Origin of the sequence: Variovorax robiniae (genome assembly GCF_037889955.1) — a bacterium.
Lineage (GTDB): Bacteria > Pseudomonadota > Gammaproteobacteria > Burkholderiales > Burkholderiaceae_C > Variovorax > Variovorax robiniae.
The window spans coordinates 1-20740 of the sequence record NZ_JBBKZS010000029.1; the positions used below are offsets into that span (position 1 = coordinate 1).

At 67.0% G+C, this 20740-nt stretch carries 19 protein-coding genes; 5 read left to right on the plus strand and 14 right to left on the minus strand.

Translation table 11 applies throughout. From position 1 onward, the window contains the following. Positions 1–117: 117 nt before the first annotated feature. The 14 genes from WKW79_RS33050 to WKW79_RS33115 form a co-directional block, all read right to left on the minus strand. Positions 118–885 carry an SDR family NAD(P)-dependent oxidoreductase gene (locus tag WKW79_RS33050; RefSeq protein ID WP_340339473.1) on the minus strand — a complete coding sequence of 256 codons (768 nt, stop codon included), beginning with the start codon at positions 883–885 and terminating at the stop codon, positions 118–120. A gap of 20 nt (positions 886–905) precedes the next feature. Then, a complete protein-coding gene (locus tag WKW79_RS33055; protein WP_340339474.1) occupies positions 906–2693 on the minus strand; it encodes an acyl-CoA dehydrogenase C-terminal domain-containing protein in 1788 nt (595 codons plus the stop codon). A gap of 110 nt (positions 2694–2803) precedes the next feature. Beyond that, positions 2804–4036, minus strand: coding sequence for a branched-chain amino acid ABC transporter substrate-binding protein (locus tag WKW79_RS33060; RefSeq protein WP_340339475.1), 1233 nt, complete (start codon positions 4034–4036; stop codon positions 2804–2806). A 160-nt stretch (positions 4037–4196) separates the two neighbouring features. Next, the gene (locus WKW79_RS33065; RefSeq protein ID WP_340339476.1) at positions 4197–4853 is read right to left on the minus strand and encodes a TetR/AcrR family transcriptional regulator; all 657 of its coding nucleotides are present in this window, start codon (positions 4851–4853) and stop codon (positions 4197–4199) included. Between the two features lie 46 nt (positions 4854–4899). Further along, positions 4900–5805, minus strand: coding sequence for a crotonase/enoyl-CoA hydratase family protein (locus WKW79_RS33070; RefSeq protein WP_340339477.1), 906 nt, complete (start codon positions 5803–5805; stop codon positions 4900–4902). Between the two features lie 57 nt (positions 5806–5862). Further along, the gene (locus tag WKW79_RS33075; protein ID WP_340339478.1) at positions 5863–6789 is read right to left on the minus strand and encodes an SMP-30/gluconolactonase/LRE family protein; all 927 of its coding nucleotides are present in this window, start codon (positions 6787–6789) and stop codon (positions 5863–5865) included. Between the two features lie 20 nt (positions 6790–6809). Further along, positions 6810–7712, minus strand: a complete 903-nt coding sequence (locus WKW79_RS33080; RefSeq protein WP_340339479.1) for an amidohydrolase family protein — start codon at positions 7710–7712, stop codon at positions 6810–6812. A gap of 5 nt (positions 7713–7717) precedes the next feature. Then, positions 7718–8674, minus strand: coding sequence for a Bug family tripartite tricarboxylate transporter substrate binding protein (locus tag WKW79_RS33085; protein ID WP_340339480.1), 957 nt, complete (start codon positions 8672–8674; stop codon positions 7718–7720). Between the two features lie 49 nt (positions 8675–8723). After that, on the minus strand, positions 8724–9710 hold the full coding sequence (locus tag WKW79_RS33090; protein ID WP_340339481.1) for a Bug family tripartite tricarboxylate transporter substrate binding protein: 987 nt from the start codon (positions 9708–9710) through the stop codon (positions 8724–8726). A gap of 28 nt (positions 9711–9738) precedes the next feature. Continuing rightward, the gene (locus WKW79_RS33095) at positions 9739–10668 is read right to left on the minus strand and encodes an NAD(P)-dependent oxidoreductase (protein ID WP_340339482.1); all 930 of its coding nucleotides are present in this window, start codon (positions 10666–10668) and stop codon (positions 9739–9741) included. Next, positions 10665–11357, minus strand: a complete 693-nt coding sequence (locus WKW79_RS33100) for an RraA family protein (protein WP_340339483.1) — start codon at positions 11355–11357, stop codon at positions 10665–10667. The genes WKW79_RS33095 and WKW79_RS33100 overlap by 4 nt, the downstream gene beginning before the upstream one ends. Before the next feature lie 92 nt (positions 11358–11449). After that, positions 11450–12460 (minus strand): Bug family tripartite tricarboxylate transporter substrate binding protein, encoded by a 1011-nt coding sequence (locus WKW79_RS33105; protein WP_340339484.1) that lies wholly within the window; start codon positions 12458–12460, stop codon positions 11450–11452. Between the two features lie 143 nt (positions 12461–12603). Next, a complete protein-coding gene (locus WKW79_RS33110; protein ID WP_340339485.1) occupies positions 12604–13164 on the minus strand; it encodes an N-acetylmuramoyl-L-alanine amidase in 561 nt (186 codons plus the stop codon). Between the two features lie 159 nt (positions 13165–13323). Next, positions 13324–14223 carry a LysR family transcriptional regulator gene (locus WKW79_RS33115; protein ID WP_340339486.1) on the minus strand — a complete coding sequence of 300 codons (900 nt, stop codon included), beginning with the start codon at positions 14221–14223 and terminating at the stop codon, positions 13324–13326. Positions 14224–14651: 428 nt separating this feature from the next. Between WKW79_RS33115 and nirB the strand changes: the two genes are divergently transcribed. From nirB to WKW79_RS33140, 5 genes are all read left to right on the plus strand, one after another. Beyond that, complete coding sequence (gene nirB, locus WKW79_RS33120) at positions 14652–17183, plus strand: nitrite reductase large subunit NirB (protein WP_340339487.1); 2532 nt, start codon at positions 14652–14654, stop codon at positions 17181–17183. A 10-nt stretch (positions 17184–17193) separates the two neighbouring features. Beyond that, positions 17194–17535, plus strand: coding sequence for a nitrite reductase small subunit NirD (nirD, locus tag WKW79_RS33125; protein WP_340339488.1), 342 nt, complete (start codon positions 17194–17196; stop codon positions 17533–17535). A gap of 33 nt (positions 17536–17568) precedes the next feature. After that, a complete protein-coding gene (locus WKW79_RS33130; protein ID WP_340339489.1) occupies positions 17569–18381 on the plus strand; it encodes a formate/nitrite transporter family protein in 813 nt (270 codons plus the stop codon). Positions 18382–18391: 10 nt separating this feature from the next. Then, positions 18392–20128 carry a bifunctional protein-serine/threonine kinase/phosphatase gene (locus WKW79_RS33135; protein ID WP_340339490.1) on the plus strand — a complete coding sequence of 579 codons (1737 nt, stop codon included), beginning with the start codon at positions 18392–18394 and terminating at the stop codon, positions 20126–20128. A 112-nt stretch (positions 20129–20240) separates the two neighbouring features. Beyond that, on the plus strand, positions 20241–20732 hold the full coding sequence (locus WKW79_RS33140; protein WP_340339491.1) for a cupin domain-containing protein: 492 nt from the start codon (positions 20241–20243) through the stop codon (positions 20730–20732). The last annotated feature ends 8 nt before the right edge of the window (positions 20733–20740 follow it).

Consider the following 20740-nt stretch of genomic DNA (forward strand, 5'->3'; position numbering starts at 1 on the left):
ACTCATCGGTCACCACCCACGACTCAACACGTTTCGCCAAGATCTCGATCCATCGCCGCGCCCAATGCGGCTCGGATCGACAGTTTACCTATTTACGGATAAGTTCTTAGTTAGGCCTTAGACGATCACAGCACCACCGTCCGCCACCAGCGTCTGCCCGGTGATGAACGCGCCCGCCGGAGAGGCAAGCATGGTGACGATGCCGGCGATGTCCTGCGGTTGGCCGAGCCGCCTCAGCGGCAGCTTGTCCTTTGTGAAGGCCTGCATCTCCGGATCGTCGAGCAGTGCCTGGGCCAGCTTGGTCTCGACCAACCCGGGTGCGATGCAGTTGATGCGGATGTTGTGCGGGCCGAGTTCCACGGCCAGGTCACGCGCCAGTTGCATGTCGGCCGCCTTCGACAGTCCGTAGGCGCCGATGGTGGACGAGCCCTTGAGTCCTGCGATCGACGAGATCACGACGATTGCGCCATCGCGTTTCGTCTTCATGTCGGCGCTCACCAGCTTCACCAGCCAGAGGTTGCTGAGCACGTTGTTGCGCACGATCTTGAGGAACATGTCGTCCTCGATGTCGTTCAACGCGCCCCAGTGCGGATTGGTGGCGGCATTGCAGACGAGGATGTCGATGGCGCCATAGCGGGCGCGCACCTGCGCGACCATGTGTTCAAGCTGGTCCTTGCGCGAGATGCTGGCTTCGCAGGCCATGGCCTCGCCGCCCTTGGCCCGGATGTCGGCGACGACGGCCTCGCAGGCGTCCAGGCGCCGGCTGGAGACGCAGACCTTGGCGCCGTGCGCCGCGAGTTGTTCGGCAGTGGCGCGTCCGATGCCGCGGCTGGCGCCGGTCACGACGGCCACCTTGCCGCGCAGGCTGAAGAGATCGTTCATCATTTGCTTCGATTCAGGTGGGGTCAGAAGAGGGTTTCGTCGGCGGTCATCAGCACGTCGGCGTCGATGTCGATCACGCGCAGGTGGTGCTCGGCCTCGGGGAAGAGGTAGGCGAAGTAGAAACGCGCCGTCGCGAGCTTGGCCGCGTGGAAGCTGGAGAAGTCGGCCTGCGGCTGCGCCACCCGCGCCATCTCGGTCCAAAGCCAACCGTAGACCTGCAGGCCCAGCAGCCGCAGGAAGCTCTGGCCGCTGGCGCCGACCTGGTCCGGGTTCGCGGTGGCACGCGCTGCGATGCGTGGCACCTGTGCGCCGATGCGTTCGCCCAGTTGCAGCACGCTGTCGGCGAAGGGACGAAGGCTCGAGTCGGGCTCGATGTGGGCCATGGACGCAGCCACGTGCCGCTGGAAGCGCGCGAGTCGATCGCCTCCATCGGCAAGCACCTTGCGGCCCAGCAGGTCCTGGCCCTGGATGCCGTTGGCGCCTTCGTAGATCTGCGCCACGCGCACGTCGCGGATGAACTGGTCCACGCCGCGCTCACCGAGGTAGCCCGCGCCGCCCATGATCTGCTGCGCGAGCGTGGTGCAGGCGTAGCCGTTGTCGCTGGAGAAGGCCTTGAAGACCGGGGTGAGCAGGGCGACCAACTCATCGGCATCGTGGCGCGCATCGGCATCGGGATGCGCCTGGGCGCGGTCCACCTGCAGCGCCAGCCAGTAGCCGAAGGCGCGGCCGGCCTCCAGCCAGGCCTTCTGCGTGAACAGCATGCGGCGCACGTCGGCATGGACGATCAGCGGATCGGCTTCGTGGCCTGGCGCACTGCCCCGGGCGCTGCGGCCTTGCAGGCGGTGGCGCGCATGGTCGGCCGCGACCTGGTAGCCGCGCTCCGACTGGTTGACGCCCTGCATGCCGGTGGCAAGGCGCGCGATGTTCATCATGACGAACATCGCCTGCAGTCCCTTGTTGGCCTCGCCCAGCAGGAAGCCCGTGGCGCCGTCGAAGCGCAGCCAGCAGGTGGGCGTGCCGCGGATGCCCATCTTGTCTTCCAACCCTTCGCAATGCGCGCTGTTGCGTTCCCCTGCATCACCGTTCGCGTCCGGCAGGAACTTGGGCACGATGAACAGCGAGATGCCGCGCGAGCCCGGCGGCGCGCCGTCGATGCGCGCGAGCACCAGGTGGACGATGTTCTCGCCGAAGTCATGCTCGGAGACGGTCGCCATGCGCTTCAGGCCGGTCAGCCGATAGCTGCCGTCGGCCTGCGGCGCGGCGCTGGTTTGAAGCAGGCCGACGTCGGTGCCAGCCAGCGTTTCCGACATGCACATGCTGCCGGTCCAGGCGCCGCTCGCCAGCCTGGGCAGGTAGAGCGCGCGCTGCTGCGCATTGCCGTTGGCACGGATGCATTCATAGGCGCCGCGCGAAATGCTGGCGTACATCAGCCAGGAATGGTTGGCCGAACCGACCAGTTCGATCACCAGGTTGGTCATGACGTTCGGCAAGGCGCGGCCGCCGTCTTCCCGTGCTGCGGTGAGGCGGGGAAAGCCTTGGGCGCACCAGGAGGCATATGCCTCGCGGAAGCCGGCCGGGGTCGTGACCTGGCCGTCGTGGAAGCTGCAGCCCTCGGTGTCGCCGATGGCATTGAGCGGGGCCACTTCATCTTCGGCGAAATGGCCGAGCGCCGAGATCAGTTCGTCGATGTCGTTGCGCCGGATGCCGGCGTGGCTGGGCAACTCCTGCAGACCGGTGGCGGCGTCCAGCCATTCGTGCAGGATGAATTGAAGCTCACGCGTAGGCGTGGCATAGGTCTGGGTGTGTGGCATGTGTGGGGGCGTATCAGTTCGGGGGCACCCGCGGAACCGGCTTTGCCGGGCCGCTGGGTGCGCCCCCTTGAGGGGGAGCGCCGCAGGCGCATTCGGGGGTGGGCCCATCTTCAGGGGCGCTTCATGGCGCAGGTGGTGGGCAGCGAGGTCTCCGCGTTCGGCACGATGGCATCGGTGCGCCAGCCGAAGCCGGTGCCGTCCTGGTCGAGCTTGACGCGCTTGCCGTCCACCTTGGCCCAGGAATCGATGTAGATGGGCATCTGCAACTGGTGGTCTTCCTTGCGCATCTCGACCGGGCCGGCCAGGCCGTCCAGCTTCATGCCTTCCAGCTTGCGCGCCACGGCGACCGGGTCCGAGCCCTTGGCCTCGCGGATCGCGCTCGAGAGCATGCGCATGCCGGTGTGCACCGCGCCGAAGAAGAAGTCCTCCTTGAAACGCTGCTTGTATTCCGTCGCGATCTTGGTGGCGCCGAAGCGCTCGTCGTTCATGTTGTTGCCGATCACCAGCTTGACGCGGCCGACTGCGGGCTCGCCGTAGGCAATGCCCATGCCCGGGCTGCTGCCGGCCACGGTGTAGATGCTGGTGTCCTTCATGCCGGCATCGTTGGCGGCGCGCACCATCAGCGCCAGGTCGTTGCCGAATGCGACGGTGATCAGCGCATCGGCCTTGGCGGCCATGATCTTCGCGATGTAGGGCGAGAAGTCCTTGACCTGGCCCATCGCGTGGTAGTCGTCGCCGACGATCTCGACGTCCGGGCGCATGTCCATCATGTACCGGCGTGCGAAGCGCGCGGCATCCTGGCCGTAGGCGTAGTTGGGGTTGAGCATGAAGACGCGCTTGAGCGTCTTGTCCGCGGCCATGTGGGTGACCATGGCCTTGATCTTCATGTCGATGTTGGCATCGGTGCGGAAGTGCCAGTAGCTGCACTTCTCGTTGGTCATGACCGGCGTGGCGGAGGCGTAGTTGAGGTACACGATCTCCTTGCCGGGGTTGCGCTGGTTGTGCTTCTCGATGGCCTCCTCCAGCGCGATGCCCACCGCGCTGGAACTCGCGCCCTGCACCACGTAGCGGATGTTCTGCGCGCTGACCTGCTGCAGCAGGCTCAGCGCCTCCTGCGGGGACATCTTGGTGTCGAAGGGGACGATCTCGAACTTCGTGTCGCCGGCCCAGCCTTCGGTGTTGGCCTTGTCCGCGAGGAACTGCCAGTGCTTCAGGGCCGATTGGCCGAAGCCGGCGAGCGGGCCGGACAGCATGTCCAGCGATGCGATCTTCACGGTTTCGGCCGCGGTGGCGAGTTGGGCGCACAGGGCCAGGATGGCGCCTGCAAGCAGTTTCGACTTCATGATGTCTCCCTTGGAATGAGTCGGCTTCGGGGCATGCCGGGCAGTCCGGCATGTGTGAAGAAACTCTATGCGGGGAGGGGATTCGGGCTGTTCAGAAATGCCGCCTGCACGCATTCCCTTGCGGAAAGCATGCGAAGCGAGGGCCGATGTGGCGGGGTGTTCAGTTTTTGCCCGGCGCGCCGGACGCCGGGCGGGCTGGCGCCCATGCCTGCTGGAGATAGCCGTCCAGCACGCAGCGGATCTCGCGCACCAGGGCTTCCTCGGCCGGAACTTGCGCATGAACCAGCAGGGCATGCCGGACCATGCCATCCACGATGGTGAATACGGTGAAGGCCATGGCGTCCGCATCGGAGGGTGCGGGCCAGTCGGAGGCGGCGACGAGCGCGTCGCGCACGATCGCCACATGCTGGCGGTACAACTGCTCGTAGCTTTCCGCGGAGGAGATCCGTCGCTCCAGCGAGATCAGCGCTTTCCATTGCTGCGGCCGGTCCAGGAAGCAGTGGGCATAGGCCGCGGCGATGGCATCGGTGACCTGTTGCACGGTGCGTGCCTGCTGCCCAGGGTTCGCTTGGGCCAGCGCCTCGCCGACGCGCCTGACGCATCGGCGCACCGTCACCGCCGCCATCGAGTCCTTGTTCGGGAAGTACAGGTACAGCGTGCCGAGCGCGACCCCTGCGACGTTGGCGATGTCGCGCATCGACACCGCCTCGTAGCCCTTCTCCAGCAAGAGCAGTACGAAGGCATCCTGGATCGCTTCCGACGTCATCCAGGCGCGCGACTGCGTGGGCCGGCGGCGGGGTTTCATCGGATGGGTCATCGATCCTTTCTCCGGCTTGCCGGCGTGCGTGCTGCCCGCCATGGGGTCAGACGGCCTTGCGCTTCGCGTCGTAGTCGCGGATCAGTGCGCGGGCCTCGTCGCCTTCAGGGATCGGCCGGCCGCTGTCGCGCCACTGCACGGCCGACTTGAAGCCCTCGGCCTGCGCATGGCGGCGGAACCACATCCCTTCCGGGTTGTGGCGCGTGATGCCGTCGAACACGGTGGCCATCTGCTGGCTCTGCTCCAGGCCCATCGTGAGCATCACCTGGTTGACGACCATCTTGTGCATCGCGAGGTGGCTGCGCGGCACGCCGGCAATGCGCTTCGCAAGCTTCATCGTCGCGTCTTCCAACTGGTCCGCGGGCACGACCTCGTTGGCCAGGCCCCATTCGGCGGCCTTGCGGCCGTCGATGGTGTCGCCGGTGAACATGAGTTGCTTGGCCCGCGTCGGGCCGAGCCGGTAGGTCCACATCGCGGTGGTGGGGCAGCCCCACACGCGCGTGGGCATGTAGCCGATGCGCGCGTCCTCGGCCATCACCAGCAGGTCGCAGCACAGCGCGATGTCGCTGCCGCCCGCTGCCGCGTAGCCATGCACCTTGGCGATGGTGGGCTTGGGGCTTTTCCACAGCGTCATGAAGTCCTCGGTGTTGCGCTTCATGTAGGCGTAGTCGTCCATCGGGTCCCAGGGGAAGCGCTCCTGCTGGCAGGGGTGATCGAGTTCGCCCTCGCCGAACTGCGAGAGGTCGTAGCCGCCGCAGAAGCCCTTGCCGGCGCCTTCGATGACGATGACGTGAACCTCGTTGTCATCGTTGGCCCACTCGACGGCGGCGCGGATCTCGCGCGGCGTCTGGTCGTTGATCGCGTTGAGCCGCTCGGGGCGGTTCAGCAGCAGGCGGGCAATGCGGGGCTCTGCTGCATCCTTGTCGATGCGCAGGGTGGTGAAGGCGGGCATGAGGTCTCCAGGATTGTTCTGGAAATGATCATAGGCGGGCCTCCGCGCTGCCACGTACTACCCTGGCGACACCCCGCGGTGCAGTGGCACGCCCGGCACATCCAGTTGCGCACGGAGGATGTTCCCGTGTGTCGAGTCGGTCACGAACAGGATGGACCGGTCCGTGCCGCCGAAAGCGATGTTGGTGGTGGAGGCGCCGGCCGGCCCGCGCAGCACGAGCACCGGCTCGGCTCGCGCGTTCAGCACCCAGACATAGCCCAGGCCGGGATTGGCCACGATCACGCGGCCCTGCGTGTCGACGGCGAGGCCGTCCGGTCCGCTCGGGCCGTAGGAGGTGAAGAACTGGCTGACCTTGGCCACGCTGCCATCCGCCAGCAAGGGCACGCGCCAGACGCAGTTGCCGCGCGTCACGGCCAGGTACAGCAGCTTGCCGTCGGGCGACAGGGCGACGCCGTTGGGGCTGGGGACGTTGGCCAGCAGCAGGTCCAGCTGGCCGTCGGGGCGCAGGCGGTACAGGCGACCCGTGGGATCGTGCAGGCCGGTCTGGCCTTGGTCCGTGAAGTAGATGTTGCCTTTGGCATCGATGACCAGGTCGTTGACGCCCTTGAAGCGCTCGGTGTTGCGGCGCTGCAGGTGCGGCGTGACGGTACCCGTCTTCACGTCGATGCGCATCAGGCCGTTCTTGTAGTCGGTGACGAGTAGCGTGTTCGCGTCGAGGAACTTCATGCCGTTGGGCTCGCCGTCGTACTCCGCGACCTGCGACCACTGGCCTCCTGCGTCGATGCGAAAGATGCGGCCGAAGGGAATGTCGGCCACGTACAGGTTGCCGGCATCGTCGAACACCGGGCCCTCGAGGAAGGAGTCGGTGATCTGACCGCCGCGGTTGGCGTCGGCCCAGACGGAAGGCTCGCGCCGGCGCAAGGACTCCGGCATGCGGGAAAAGACTTCGAGCTCCAGGACCTGGGGCGCTTGCAGAAGAAACACGGGAATCTCCGTCGCGGCATTCATGCCGCAGTGGGGGTGAAGGGGCCGAAGCCGTACAGCCGTTGCGGGTTGTCCACGAGGATACGGTCCATGACCGCGTCGTCCCCGCACCATGCGCGCAGCACTTCGACAAGGTCGGTGTCGTCGACCGAGCCCGGTGTCTCCGTGGTGTGCGGCCAGTCGGTGCCCCACATCATGCGCTCCGGCGCGGCCTGCACCAGCGCGCGGCCCAAGGCACTGGCGTCGCCGTACCCTGGTGCGCCCTCGCGCGAGCGCATGTAGACGCCCGACAGCTTGACCCAGGTGCGGCCGCGGTCGATCAAGCTGCGCAGCGTGTCGAAGGAGGGGCTGTCCGGGCCCTGCGCGGGATCGATGCGGGCCAGGTGGTCGATGACCAGCGGGGTCGGCAGCGCCGCGAGCACGGGTGCCAGTTCGACCAGTTGTTCCGGGTGCATGAAGACCTGGATGTGCCAGCCCAGTCGGTCGGCCTTGCGCGCCAGCGTCGTCAGCATGTCCGCAGTGGTGGCGCCCCACGATTGCGGCGTCACGAAGTTCACGCGCAGGCCACGGACGCGCTGCGCATCCAGGCGGTCGAGTTCGGCATCGTCGACGTCGGCTGCCACCACCGCAATGCCGCGCGCTTCGTCGCCAAGCTGTGCCAGCGCGTCGAGCAGGCAGGCGTTGTCGGTGCCATAGGTGGACGGGTTCACCACCACCGTGCGCGACGTGCCGATCCGACGTTGCAGCGCGCGATAGGCATCGACCCCCGCATGCGGTGGCTGGCGCTTCCAGTGCGGCGACGGCGCGAAGCGGGGATCGAAGATGTGCATGTGGCTGTCGCACGCGCCGGCAGGCAGCACACGGGACGGTCGCCCGAGGCCCGCGGAATGGGGCACGGGCTGCGTGAGCGGGTTCAGGGTCATGGGATTCAGTCGAGCTTGATGTCGCCCTTGCGAATCACTTCCGCCCACTTGGCGTCTTCCTTCTTCAGGAAGGCCGAGAAATCGGCGGGCGAGGATCCGACGGGCTGCACGCCCACGTCGGCGAAGCGCTGCTTCACTTCGTCTTCCTGCAGGACGTCGACCAGCGCCTTGTGCAGCTTGGCAGCGACGGGCTCGGGCGTGCCGGCGGGCAGCAGCACGCCGTTCCATTCGAAGGCTTCGTAGCCCGGCACGATGGACTCGGCCACCGTCGGAACCTGCGGCAGGCGCTTGGACCGCTCCGGCGACGACACCGCCAGCGCGCGCAGCTTGCCGGACGACACCAGCGGATAGGACGCGGCAATGGTGCTGAACATGAAGTCGACCTGCCCGCCCGTGACGTCGACGATGGCCGGTCCGCCGCTCTTGTAGCCCACGTGCACCATGTCGAGGTCCAGCTTCTGGCGCAGCAGTTCCGCCGCCAGTCGCTGCACCGTGCCGCTGCCGCCGGAGGCGTAGTTGATCTTGCCGGGCGAGGCCTTGGCCCGCGCCACCAGGTCCTTGGCATCCTTGATCGGCGAATCGGCCTTGACGATGATGATGTTCGGAGCGAGCGCGACCAGCGACAGCGGCTGCAGCGCGTTGCTGGCGTAGGGCATGCGCGGGAACAGGTGCGGATTGATCGAATAGGGCGTGGCGTCGTACAGCATGGTGTAGCCGTCGGGGGCGGCCTTCGATGCATAAGTCGCACCGATGTTGCCGCTCGCACCGGGGCGGTTGTCCACGATCACACTGGTGCCGAGCTTGGCGCCCATGCGCACCGCAAGCACGCGCGCCAGGGCATCGGCCGACCCGCCCGGGGCATAGGGCACGACCATCGTGATCGGCCGGTCCGGGAATGCGGCGTGAACGGAGGCGGCGGCCAGGAGGGATGCGGCGAGCACGCCGCGGAGGAGGTTCTTCATGAAAGGGATTCCCGAAAGGATGAAACTGTGTCCGGTGAACGGCCTGCGCTCATTCCGGCTTGAGGTCGAGCGTGCGGGCGAGATCGCCGTAGGCCTTCACCTCTTGCGCCAGTTGCGCACCGAAGGCGTCGCCGCAGACGTTGCGAGGTTCCATGCCCAGCAGGCGCAGCTTCTCGGCCGTGGCCGGCGCCTGCGCGAACTCGGTGGCCACGCGCCGCAGCGTGGCCAAGATCGGAGCGGGTGTGTTCGCCGGCGCGAGCACGCCATACCAGGCATCGGCGGAATAGCCTTTCACGCCGGCCTCCTCGAAGGTCGGCACATTCGGCAGCAGGGCCGAGCGCTTCGGCGCGGCGACGGCAAGCGCGTTCAGCTTGCCGGCCTGCACCTGCGGCAGCACCGAGCCCAGCGTCGCGAAGGAACTGTCGACCTGCCCGCCCATCATGTCGGTCGTGGCCTGCGCAGCCCCCTTGTACGGAATGTGGTTCATCGAGGTCCCGGTCAGCCGCGTGAACTGCGCGGCGGCGAAGTGGCCGGAGCTCCCGCTGCCCGGCGTGCCATAGGTGCGCTGGCCCGGCGCCGCCTTGACCTCCTTCAGGAAGTCGCCGAGCGACTTGACCGGCATGGAGGGACCGACGACCAGCACCGTCGGGCTGACGGCCACCGAGCACACCGGCGCAAAGGAGCGCACTGCATCGAACTTCACGCGCTGGCTGTAGAGCGCGGGGATCATCGTGTGGTTGGTGGCGCCCAGCAGCAGCGTGTAGCCGTCGGCCGGTGCCGAGGCCACCGCTTCCGCCGCGAGGATGGTGTTGGCGCCGGGCTTGTTGTCCACCACGAAAGGCTGGCCCAGCGCGCGCGACGCGTGCTCGGCGAACGCGCGCGCGACGACGTCGGTCGGGCCGCCGGCGGAGAAGCCGACGAGGATGCGCACCGGCTTGGCCGGCCAGGCCGGCTGTGCCTGTGCGGGCAGGGCCGTCAGTGCACCGCCGAGGCCGAGCGCACCTCCCAGCCATGCGGCCATGAGGGGATGCTTCATGGATGTCTCCTTGTTGTTCTATGCATGCTCAGCCGACCACCGCGGGCTGGCGTGACAGCACCTGCAGCAGGTTGGTGGCCGCGGCGACGCCCATGTTCACGTAGGCATCGCTGGTCACGCCGCCGATGTGCGGGCTCAGCACGAAGTTCTTTTCGGCCTGGAACGCATGGCCGGCGGTCATCGGTTCCACCGCGAAGCTGTCCAGCCCGGCCATGGCCACCTGGCCCGAACGCACCGCGTCCAGCAGCGCGGCTTCGTCGATCAGGCCGCCGCGCGCCGTGTTGACCACGATCACGCCGCGCTTGCACTGCGCGAGCGTGCCCGTGTCCAGCAGGCCGCGGTTGTCGTCGGTCAGCGGGCAGTGCAGCGAGATCGCATCGGACTCGCGCCACAGCGTCAGCAGGTCCACGCATTCCACGTACGCCGGCACGTTGCGAGCGAACGGATCGAAGCCGATGACCCGCATGCCGAGGGCATCGGCCATGCGTGCGAATCGCAAGCCGATCGCGCCGAGGCCGACCAGGCCGATCGTGCGCCCACCCAGTTCGAGGCTCTTGTGCGTTGCCTTGTCCCAGTGGCCCGCATGCATGCGCGCATCCAGCGCGACCACCGACTTGGCGCAGGCCAGCAGCAGGGCCAGTGCCTGCTCGGCCACCGCGGCGGCGTTGGCGCCGGCAGCCGCGACCACCTCGATGCCGCGCGCCTGCGCCGCCACCTTGTCGATGGTGTCGGTGCCGCTGCCGTGCTTGGAAATCACGCGCAGCGAGGGCGCCGCGTCCATCACGGCGGCGCCGACCTTGCCGTAGCGCACGATGATGGCGACAGGGTCATGCGCGCCGCACAGTGCCACGAGATCGCTTTCGGTCGGCGTCTTGCCGGCGTAGATCACCTCGTGACCTTCGAGCAGGGCCAGTGCTTGCGGCGCCAGGTCGGCGCCGGTGACGAGGATGGTGCTCACAGCGTTTCCCCTTCCTTCAGCACGCCGGCGGAGCGCAGTGCGGCGTCGAGCCACTTGGCGGCGGTCTCGCCACCCTTGATGGCCGCGATGCGCGCGGCTTCGTCCTTGACCTTCTTCGCGGCCAGCGGCAGAAGTGCTTCGATCTTCTCGCGCTCCACCACGACGACACCATCGCCATCGCCGATCACGAAGTCGCCGGGATGCACCGTCACGCCGCCGATCGACACCGGATGCCCGATGCGCCCGCCGATGTTCTTGGTCGGGCCGTTCGGATTGGTACCGACCGAGAACACCGGGTAGTCCATCTCGTCGATCTCCAGGCTGTCGCGGCAGGCGCCGTCCATCACCACGCCAGCGATGCCGAGCTTCTGGCAGGCCGTCATCATGATCGTGCCCATGAGTGCCGAGGTCTGGTCGCCCTTGCCGTCGATGACCAGCACGTCGCCCGGCTTGGCCATGGCGATGGCGGCGTGGATCATGAGGTTGTCGCCGGGGCGGACTTCGACGGTGAAGGCCGTGCCGGCCAGCTTCATGCGGGGCCGCAGCGCCTTGATGCGGCCATCCACCGCGCCGCGGCGACCGGCCACGTCGGCCAGGATGGCGGGTTGCAGTTCGGCGGCTTGCGCCACGATGTGGGCGGGGACACGTTGGAAGTCGCGAATGATGTCGGGAAGGGTGTTTGTCGTCATGGTGTTCTTTCGGTTCAGGGTGTGTTTGTCCTTCCCTCTCCCCGCTGGGGAGAGGGTCAGGGTGAGGGGCAGCGGCGATGGATGTGCCTGCTTCAGTCGACCTTCGCCCCCGACTCCTTGACGATCGCGCCCCAGCGCCCGATGTCGTCATGGATCAGCTTGGCGAACTGCTCGGGCGTGCCACCGAGCGCATCGGTGCCCTGGCTCGCCAGCTTCTTCTTGACCTCGGGGTCCTGCAGCGCCTTGTTGAACGCGCCGTTCAGCTTGGCAACGATGTCCTTCGGCAGACCCGCCGGCCCGGCCACGCCGAACCAGGTCACCGCCTCGAAGCCCTTGTAGCCAGACTCGGCAATGGTCGGCACCGCGGGCAGGTCGGCCGTGCGCTTGGCAGACGTGACGGCGATGGCGCGCATCTTCGCGTTCTTGACGTAGCCGATCAGCGTCGGCACCGAGGACATGTACATCTGCAGCTGGCCGCCGATCAGGTCGGTCGAGCCCTGTGCCGCGCCCTTGTACGGAACGTGCGTGAACTTGACGCCGGCGGTCTTCTGGAACAGCTCGGTCGCGAGGTGCGCCACCGTGCCGCTGCCGGAGCTGGCGTAGTTCAGCGACTCCGGCTTGGCCTTGGCGGCGGCCACCACGTCGGCGAGCGACTTGTAGGGCGAGTCGGCGGCCACCACGAGCAGCAGCGGTGCGGTGGCGACCGGCACGACCGGGGTCAGGTCCTTCTCGGGGTTGTAGGGCAGCTTGGGGTAGAGCGTGGGGTTGATGGCCAGGTTGCTGGTCTGGCCCAGCACCAGCGTGTAGCCGTCGGCGGGTGCCTTGGCCGCCGCATCCACGCCGAGGTTGCCGCCCGAGCCCGGCTTGTTGTCGATGATGATCGACCAGCCGTTGCTGGTGGCGACCTTGTTGGCGACTTCACGCGCAATCAGGTCGGTGCCGCCGCCAGCGGGGAAGGGGACGATGAGCTTGATCGGCCGCGACGGCCAGGCGGCCTGGGCCGAGGCCGGGGCGTGCGCCAGGAGCGTGGCGCTGGCGACGAGCGAGAGGGCGGCGATGCCGAGGGTGCGGCGCGAGGCAGTGAAAGCGCGGTGTTGTTGCATGAACTTGTCTCCTGTTGCGCCCGTCCCGCGTGATTGCGGGCGGTGCGTTTGATGGAGCCAAGTATTCGACGAGCGGTCTATTCAGTCCAATCGATAGTTTTTGAAGATTGATAGATGCGGCTTGGGGTATTGCATCCCCAGATCTACACGAGGTGTTCACCAGCGTGCCGCTGGACAAGGAGATCCTGGACGTCCTGGATGAGCTCCAGCTTCTTGACATGGGTTCCCGGGCAGGCATGCGTCGTTTTGGGGTCTTCCCGGTGAAGCTTCATCGTCAAGGGGTCCATGCCCAGGATGGCGCAGAGCGTCGCCATGGCGGCCACGGTGTTCTGGCGGACCAGCAAGCCCCTGCCCGAATCGAAGGCGTCCTTGTCATAGTCTCCAAGCATCTCGATCCCCAAGGCCGTCTTGTTCCAGCTGGGCGAGTGCACGCCAGAGACGGTCAAGGGCGTGAACACCCATATCTGCCGGTCATCGATGAACAGGTGCGGACCGGCACTCCATCCCTGCTTGTCGCGATAGAAGGTGACGAGGTTCTGGATGTGGGTCTTGGTGAACCCATTGGGTCGCTGCGCAAGGGAGGGCGCCGCGGTGTTGTGGACAGTGATGAACGACGGCCGCCACGCTGTCCAACTCAGCCCGTGACAGTAAGCGTCGAACGCATCGGCGTCGAAGGCCGACCCAACAATTTCCTTCCAGGCCATGGAGGTCTCCCAGGTTTGCGAACGCCCACCCTGCATTGCAAATCATCGACGCTTCGATGCACTGCGGCAAGCCTCCGCAAGCGCTGTTGCTCACAAGAATTGAGGATGCAAATTTCGGACATCGCGAGCGGCCTGACGATGCTTTCGCCCCCGTCGTTCCTAGGCCCGCGGTCCCTCTGCGTATTTCGCCAGCAGATCGATCAGCCGTTGCGCGGCGGGCGAGATGTAGCCGCTGTCTCGATAGGTCACGACCATGCGACGGCGCATCGTCGTGGCGGGCAGCTTCACTTCACGCAGCGCTGCGCCGGAGCGGCCGGCCTGCAGGTGCAGGCGCGAGATGAAGCTCAACAGGCCGGTCTCGCCGATCAGCGTCGGCAGCATCAGCAGCATCGTGCTTTCGACCTGCACCACGGGGCGCGTGATGCGGTTGCGGTCGAAGGTCTGGTCGAGCCAGTCGCGTGTCGGCGCGCCGGGTGGTTGCAGCACCCAGCGATAGTCGACGAGATCCTTGAGGCCGGGCTTGGGCTTGTCGAAGATGGGGTGCTTGTCGTTCGCGGCGACCACGATCACGTCTTCTGCCAGGTACTGCGAGGCAAAGCCCGATTCGGTCGGGCCTTCGGTGCCGACCATCAGGTCGATGTCGCCCGCACGCAGCAGCGGTTTCAGTACGTCGACCAGCGCGACCGTGGTGCGCAGGGTGACGCCGGGCGCCTCGCGCATCAGGTCGCGCGCGGCGGGCGGCAGCAGGAACTGCGCGGCGGTCGGCACGATGCCGACCTTGATGTTGCCAGTGAGGCCGCGCCCGATGTCGCCGATCTCGCGGCGTGCGCTCTCCACGTCGAAGCGCGTGCGCTGCGCCCACTTGAGCAGCGCCTTGCCGGCGGCGGTGAGACGGATGCCGCGACCGGTCTTCTCGAAGAGGGCGGCACCGCAGGCGTCTTCCAGCCGGCGCACGCAACTCGTCAAGGCCGGCTGCGTGCGATGCAGGCGTTCGGCCGCGCGCCCCATGTGCTCGAGTTCGGCGATGACTTCGAAGTACTGGAGATCGCGGAGGTCCAAGGTTGCTGCTCCAGGCTTTGGTGGCTGTGGTCGGAGACTTCACTTTAAGGCAGTGCTCGGAAGAGCCGCACATGCGGCCCCGCCCATCTCGTCCCAGTTCGGTGCGTTCGCAATGCTGCGGCGCACCAGATGGGCGCACGTCGCGCCCTGAACGGCCGGGATTCGCGGCTTTCCGGGTTGTTGGAAGCCGGCACGGATGTTGCTCACACCATTGCACTGACCTGCACGGCACCGTTGCCGCAGGCCAAGTGCCTCCGCTAATGACGGCGGGATTCGAGGCGGACCGACAGCAATGACGCTGGCAGTCCGTCTGTTCCAACCCGATTCGCATCCGTTCCATGCGGGGGCCCACTGCCCGCTGTCGTATCAGACAGCGACGTCCGGTGGTCCGCACCCTCACGGTTTCGGTTGTGTGTGCAGGATCCGACATGAAAATCGCAGTGATTGGCCACGGCATGGTGGGCCACAAGTTTCTGGAGCAGCTTCACGAGTTGGGCATCGCGCAGGCCGAGGTCACGGTGCTCTGCGAAGAGCCCCGTCCGGCCTACGACCGGGTGCACCTGTCCGAGTTCTTCTCGGGCAAGACGGCGGAAGACCTTTCGCTGGTCGAGCCCGGTTTCTTCGAGCGCAGCGGGTTCACTTTGCGCCTGGCCGCGAAGGCCGTGGCCATCGAGCGCCGCAACAACACCATCACCACCGCCGACGGCGAAGTGGTGCACTACGACAAGCTGGTGCTGGCCACGGGCTCCTCGCCCTTCGTGCCGCCGGTGCCGGGGCGCGACCGTGCCAACTGTTTCGTCTACCGCACCATCGAGGACCTGGAAGCGATGAAGGCCTGCGGCGCCCGCTCGAAGACCGGCGTGGTCGTGGGCGGCGGCCTGCTGGGCCTGGAGTGCGCCAAGGCCCTGCGCGACATGGGCCTGGAAACGCATGTGGTGGAGTTCGCGCCGCGCCTCATGGCCGTGCAGGTCGATGAAGGCGGCGGGCGTGCGCTGCGCAACAGCATCGAGGCGCTGGGCCTGCATGTGCACACCGGCCGCAACACGGTGGAGATCGTCGACGGCGCGACGGCCCGGCACCGCATGGTGTTCGCCGATGGCACGCACCTGGAGACCGACATGATCGTGTTCTCCGCCGGCATCCGTCCGCGCGACGAACTGGCACGCCAGAGCCTGCTGGCAGTGGGTGCGCGCGGCGGCATCGCGGTGGATTCGCACTGCCGCACCAGCGACCGCAACATCTACGCCATCGGCGAATGCGCGGCTTGGAACGACCAGACTTTCGGCCTCGTCGCACCGGGCTACGACATGGCACGCGTTGCCGCGAAGCACATCGCCGGTCAGGATGAAGCCGCCTTCACCGGCGCCGACATGAGCACCAAGCTCAAGCTGATGGGCGTGGACGTGGCCAGCATCGGTGACGCGCACGGCAAGACGCCCAAGTCGCGCGCCTACCAGTACGTCAACGAGCACAAGCAGATCTACAAGAAGATCGTCGTGAGCGAGGACGGCAAGCAACTGTTGGGTGCCGTGCTGGTGGGCGATGCCAGCGAGTATGGCAACCTGCTGCAACTGGCGCTCAACGGCATTGCACTGCCGGAGGACCCGGAGTTCCTGATCCTGCCTTCGAGCGACGGCAAGGCGCGCCCGGGCATCGGTGTGGAAGCGCTGCCCGACACGGCGCAGATCTGCTCGTGCAACAACGTGAGCAAGGGGCAGCTCTGCGCAGCGGTCGGCGAGGGCGCCTGCACCGTGGCCGACCTCAAGGCCTGCACCAAGGCCGGTGCATCGTGCGGGGGCTGCGTGCCGCTGGTCACGCAAGTCATGAAGATGGAAATGAGCAAGCGCGGCATGGCGGTCAACAACCATTTGTGCGAGCACTTCCCGTATTCGCGCCAGGAGCTGTTCCACCTGGTCCGTGTGGGCGAGATCAAGACCTTCGGCGACCTGCTCGCCAAACACGGCAAGGGCCTGGGCTGCGACATCTGCAAGCCGACCGCCGCGAGCATCTTCGCCTCCTGCTGGAACGACTTCGTGCTCAAGAAGGACCTGGTCAGTCTTCAGGACAGCAACGACTACTTCCTCGGCAACATCCAGAAGGACGGCTCGTACTCCGTGGTGCCGCGCATGCCGGGCGGCGAGGTCTCGGCCGATGGGCTGATCGCCGTGGGGCAGGTCGCGAAGAAGTACGGCCTCTACACCAAGATCACCGGCGGCCAGCGCGTGGACCTGTTCGGTGCGCGTGTCGAGCAGTTGCCTGCGATCTGGGAAGAATTGATTGCTGCGGGCTTTGAATCAGGCCATGCATACGGCAAGTCGCTGCGCACGGTGAAGAGCTGCGTCGGCTCGACCTGGTGCCGCTACGGCGTCGACGACAGCATGGGCATGGCCATCGAACTGGAGAACCGCTACAAGGGCCTGCGCACGCCCCACAAGATCAAGTTCGGTGTCTCGGGTTGCACGCGTGAATGCGCCGAGGCGCAGAGCAAGGACGTGGGCGTGATCGCCACCGAGAAGGGCTGGAACCTCTATGTGTGCGGCAACGGCGGCATGAAGCCGCGCCATGCCGAGCTCATCGCTTCCGACCTGTCGAAGCAAGAGCTCATCAAGCTGGTCGACCGCTTCCTCATGTTCTATGTGCGCACGGCCGACCGGCTGCAGCGCACCAGCACCTGGCGCGAGAGCCTGGAGGGCGGCCTCGACTACCTCAAGGGCGTGCTGATCAGCGACACGCTGGGCCTGGGCGCGGAACTCGAAGCGCAGATGCAGCACGTCGTCAGCACTTACCAGTGCGAATGGAAGACCGCCGTGAACGACCCGGCCACGCGCCAGCGCTTCCGCTCCTTCGTCAACAGCGAGAAGCCGGACGAGCACATCGTGTTCGTGGAAGAGCGCGGCCAGATCCGGCCGGCGCGCGGCGCGCAGCGCGACGAAAGCGCCAACGATCTCGAAACCGCCTGAGGACATCCCCATGAGCACCGAAACCCTTCACTGGACGGCTGTGTGCGCAGCCACCGACATCCTGCCCGACACCGGCGTCTGCGCGCTCGTCGACGGCGTGCATGTCGCGATCTTCAACGTGGCCGGCGCGCAGGAGTTCTTTGCCATCGACAACGTCGATCCGAAGTCCAGGGCCAGCGTGCTGTCGCGCGGCCTGGTCGGCAGCCTGGGCGAGCGCATCGTCGTCGCGTCCCCCCTCTACAAGAACCACTTCGACCTGCGCAGCGGCGAATGCCTCGAAGCGCCGGAGCACTCGGTGCGCGCCCATGCGGTGCGTGTCCACGAGGGCCGCGTCCACGTCGCGCTCTCCTGAACCCCTTTTCATTTCAGATCCCCAAGGAACCCCATGGCCTACCTCGCACCTGCCGAATTCGTCACCAAGATGGTCGACGCCGGCGAATCCAAGCTCCTGATGTCCACCCGCGACACGCTCATCCGCTCCTACATGGCCGGCGCCATCCTGGCGCTGGCCGCGGCCTTTGCCGTGAGCATCACCGTCAACACGGGCAACGCGCTGATCGGCGCCATGCTCTTCCCGGTCGGCTTCATCATGCTGTACCTCATGGGCTTCGACCTGCTGACGGGCGTGTTCACGCTGGCACCGCTGGCCGTGCTCGACAAGCGCCCCGGCGCCACCTGGAAGGGCGTGATGCGCAACTGGAGCCTGGTGTTCTGCGGCAACTTCGCCGGCGCGCTGACCGTGGCCGTGTTCATGGCGATCATCTTCACCTTCGGCTTCAGCGAGGCGCCCAACGCCATCGGCCAGAAGCTGGGCCACATCGGCGAAGGCCGCACGGTGGGCTATTCGTCGCACGGCGCAGCGGGCATGCTGACGCTGTTCATCCGCGGTGTGATGTGCAACTGGATGGTGTCGACGGGCGTGGTCGCTGCATTGATGTCCACCAGCGTGTCGGGCAAGGCCATCGGCATGTGGATGCCCGTGATGATCTTCTTCTACATGGGCTTCGAACACTCGATCGTCAACATGTTCCTGTTCCCCACCGGCCTGATGCTCGGCGGCAATTTCACGCTGATGGACTACCTGATCTGGAACGAGATCCCGACGGTGCTGGGCAACCTCGTCGGTGGCCTGAGCTTCGTGGGGCTGACGCTGTACGCGACGCACTACAAGACGGCCCCCAAGCGCGCCCTGACCTGAGCACAGGCGATTGCGCAAAGAGCTTCGCGTGACGCTCGGCCAGCACTCGCTGGCCGGCGCCGAGGGCATCAACCAGGACTTCCACGGCGCGATGCTGCCGCAGGGGCTGGCGCGTTTTTCCAAGGGCATCGCGGTGGCGATTGCCGATGGCATCGGCTCCAGCCGCGTCAGCCAGGTGGCCAGTGCGGCGGCGGTGCGCGGCTTTCTCGACGACTACTACGCCACGTCCGAGACATGGTCGGTGCGCCGCGCAGCCCAGCGCGTGCTGAGCGCCACCAACTCCTGGCTGCATGCGCAGACGATGCGAAGCGATGCGCGCTTCGACAAGGACAGCGGCTACGTCTGCACCTTCAGCGCGCTGGTCCTCAAGGGGCGCGAGGTGCACCTGCTGCATGTGGGCGACTCGCGCATCTACCGACTGCATGCGCACGCGCTCGAGCAACTCACGGACGATCACCGCGTGCATTTGTCGTCGGTGGAGTCGTACCTCGGGCGCGCGCTGGGTGCCGATTCGCGCGTGGAGATCGACTACGACCATTGGGAAGCCGAGGCCGGCGAGGTCTACCTGCTGGCCACCGATGGTGCGTACATGCACCTCGATGCGGAGGCGGTGCATGCCGCGCTGGCGCAGGGCGGCCCTGACCTCGACGAAGCGGCGCGGCTGCTCGCGAGCGAGGCCAAGGCGCGGGGCTCGAAAGACGATGCGACGGTGCAGCTGCTTCGCATCGACGAGCTTCCTGCGCCCCACGCGGCGCCGCTGCCGATGCAGCGCGACAAGCTCGCAATCCCGCCACCCCTCGCGCCACGCGCCAAGTTCGAAGGCTTCACGCTCGTGCGCGAACTGCAGGTGAGCGCGCGCAGCCATGTGCACCTCGCCGTGGACGATGCCACCGGCCAGCAGGCGGTGCTGAAGCTGCCTTCCGTGGACCTGCGCGATGACGCCGACTACCTCGACCGCTTCGTGCTCGAAGAGTGGATTGCGCGTCGCGTCGACAGCCCGCATGTGCTGAAGGCCAGCGCCGTCGAGCGCCCGCGCAGCCATCTGTATGTCGCGATGGAGTACGTCGACGGCCAGACACTGGCGCAATGGATGGTCGATCATCCGCGCCCCGGCCTGGACAGCGTGCGCGGCATCGTGGAGCAGTTGGCCATGGGGCTGCAGGCCTTGCATCGGCGCGAGATGCTGCACCAGGACATCCGGCCGGAGAACGTGATGATCGACCGCGCCGGCACGGTCAAGATCATCGACCTGGCGTCCACGCATGTGGCGGGCCTGGCCGAAGGCACCGGCGATCAGCGCGCACTCGCCATCGCGGGCACCTTGCAATACACGGCGCCGGAATACTTTGTCGGGCGGGGCGGCGATGTGCGCTCCGAGCTGTTCTCGCTGGCCGTGATCGCGTACCGCATGCTGACCGGCCAACTGCCCTATGGACTGGACGCCTCGCGCATCCGGACGCCGGCGGATGTGAACAGGCTGCGCTATGTGCCGGTGCGCCATTTCCGGCCAGAGTTGCCGGCATGGCTCGATGCGGTGTTGCAAAAGGCGCTGCATCCGGACCCTGCGAAGCGTCAGCAGGCGGTGAGCGAGCTCGCGCATGACCTGCGCGCGCCGGGGCCGGAGTTCATGCGCGAGAGGCCGATGCCGCTGATCGAGCGGAACCCGGTGCGCTTCTGGCAGGCGACGACGGTGGTGCTGGCCGTGGCGGTGATCGTGTTGATGGGGATGCGCGTCGTCGGGGGTTGATGCGCCTCCAGGGACGGGGCCGTCCGGTGCTGCGCTGGTGGCGGAGGCCACTGGATTTCACGCCGAAAGAATGAAAGACTCGCGCGACCCACCCACGCACGCGGAGCCCTTCATGCCGCCCACCGCCCCGATCACGGACGCCAATCCGACCGTCGAAGAGATGCAGGGCCGCGTCGCGCGCTTTCGCTCGCTCCAGCCGACGACGGACTACGTCGATGCCGCCATCCCGGGTTGCGAGCGCATGACCTACCGCGTACTCGGCACGCCGCCCGCCGCGCCGCTCGCGGCCGAGGGCTTCCACCTGAACATCGTCTGCTGCGAGCCCGGCAAATCGGCGCCGCTGCACAACCACCTGACGCAGGAAGTCTTCGTCGCGCTCTCGGGGCGGTGGGAGATCTTCTGGGGGCCGACCGGCGAGCGCAGCGTGGTGCTCGAGCCCTGGGACACCGTGGCGATTCCACCGGGCGTGTCGCGTGGCTTCAGGAACATTGGCGCCGAGCCCGCGTACCTCATGGGCATGGCGAGCGGCAAGGACCCGGGCAACATCAACTGGCCAGCGCCGGTCCGCGCAGCGGCTGCGGCGGCAGGGGTTGAATTGCCGTAGATCCGACG

Bases quoted from the DNA above. Each gene is read 5' to 3' on its own strand.
- WKW79_RS33055 (WP_340339474.1), bottom strand. From the start codon at position 2,693: ATGCCACACACCCAGACCTATGCCACGCCTACGCGTGAGCTTCAATTC.
- WKW79_RS33140 (WP_340339491.1), top strand. From the start codon at position 20,241: ATGCCGCCCACCGCCCCGATCACGGACGCCAATCCGACCGTCGAAGAG.
- WKW79_RS33080 (WP_340339479.1), bottom strand. From the start codon at position 7,712: ATGACCCTGAACCCGCTCACGCAGCCCGTGCCCCATTCCGCGGGCCTC.
- WKW79_RS33060 (WP_340339475.1), bottom strand. From the start codon at position 4,036: ATGAAGTCGAAACTGCTTGCAGGCGCCATCCTGGCCCTGTGCGCCCAA.
- WKW79_RS33085 (WP_340339480.1), bottom strand. From the start codon at position 8,674: ATGAAGAACCTCCTCCGCGGCGTGCTCGCCGCATCCCTCCTGGCCGCC.
- WKW79_RS33070 (WP_340339477.1), bottom strand. From the start codon at position 5,805: ATGCCCGCCTTCACCACCCTGCGCATCGACAAGGATGCAGCAGAGCCC.
- WKW79_RS33130 (WP_340339489.1), top strand. From the start codon at position 17,569: ATGGCCTACCTCGCACCTGCCGAATTCGTCACCAAGATGGTCGACGCC.
- WKW79_RS33090 (WP_340339481.1), bottom strand. From the start codon at position 9,710: ATGAAGCATCCCCTCATGGCCGCATGGCTGGGAGGTGCGCTCGGCCTC.
- nirB (WP_340339487.1), top strand. From the start codon at position 14,652: ATGAAAATCGCAGTGATTGGCCACGGCATGGTGGGCCACAAGTTTCTG.
- WKW79_RS33105 (WP_340339484.1), bottom strand. From the start codon at position 12,460: ATGCAACAACACCGCGCTTTCACTGCCTCGCGCCGCACCCTCGGCATC.
- WKW79_RS33065 (WP_340339476.1), bottom strand. From the start codon at position 4,853: ATGACCCATCCGATGAAACCCCGCCGCCGGCCCACGCAGTCGCGCGCC.
- WKW79_RS33050 (WP_340339473.1), bottom strand. From the start codon at position 885: ATGATGAACGATCTCTTCAGCCTGCGCGGCAAGGTGGCCGTCGTGACC.
- WKW79_RS33110 (WP_340339485.1), bottom strand. From the start codon at position 13,164: ATGGCCTGGAAGGAAATTGTTGGGTCGGCCTTCGACGCCGATGCGTTC.
- WKW79_RS33100 (WP_340339483.1), bottom strand. From the start codon at position 11,357: ATGACGACAAACACCCTTCCCGACATCATTCGCGACTTCCAACGTGTC.
- nirD (WP_340339488.1), top strand. From the start codon at position 17,194: ATGAGCACCGAAACCCTTCACTGGACGGCTGTGTGCGCAGCCACCGAC.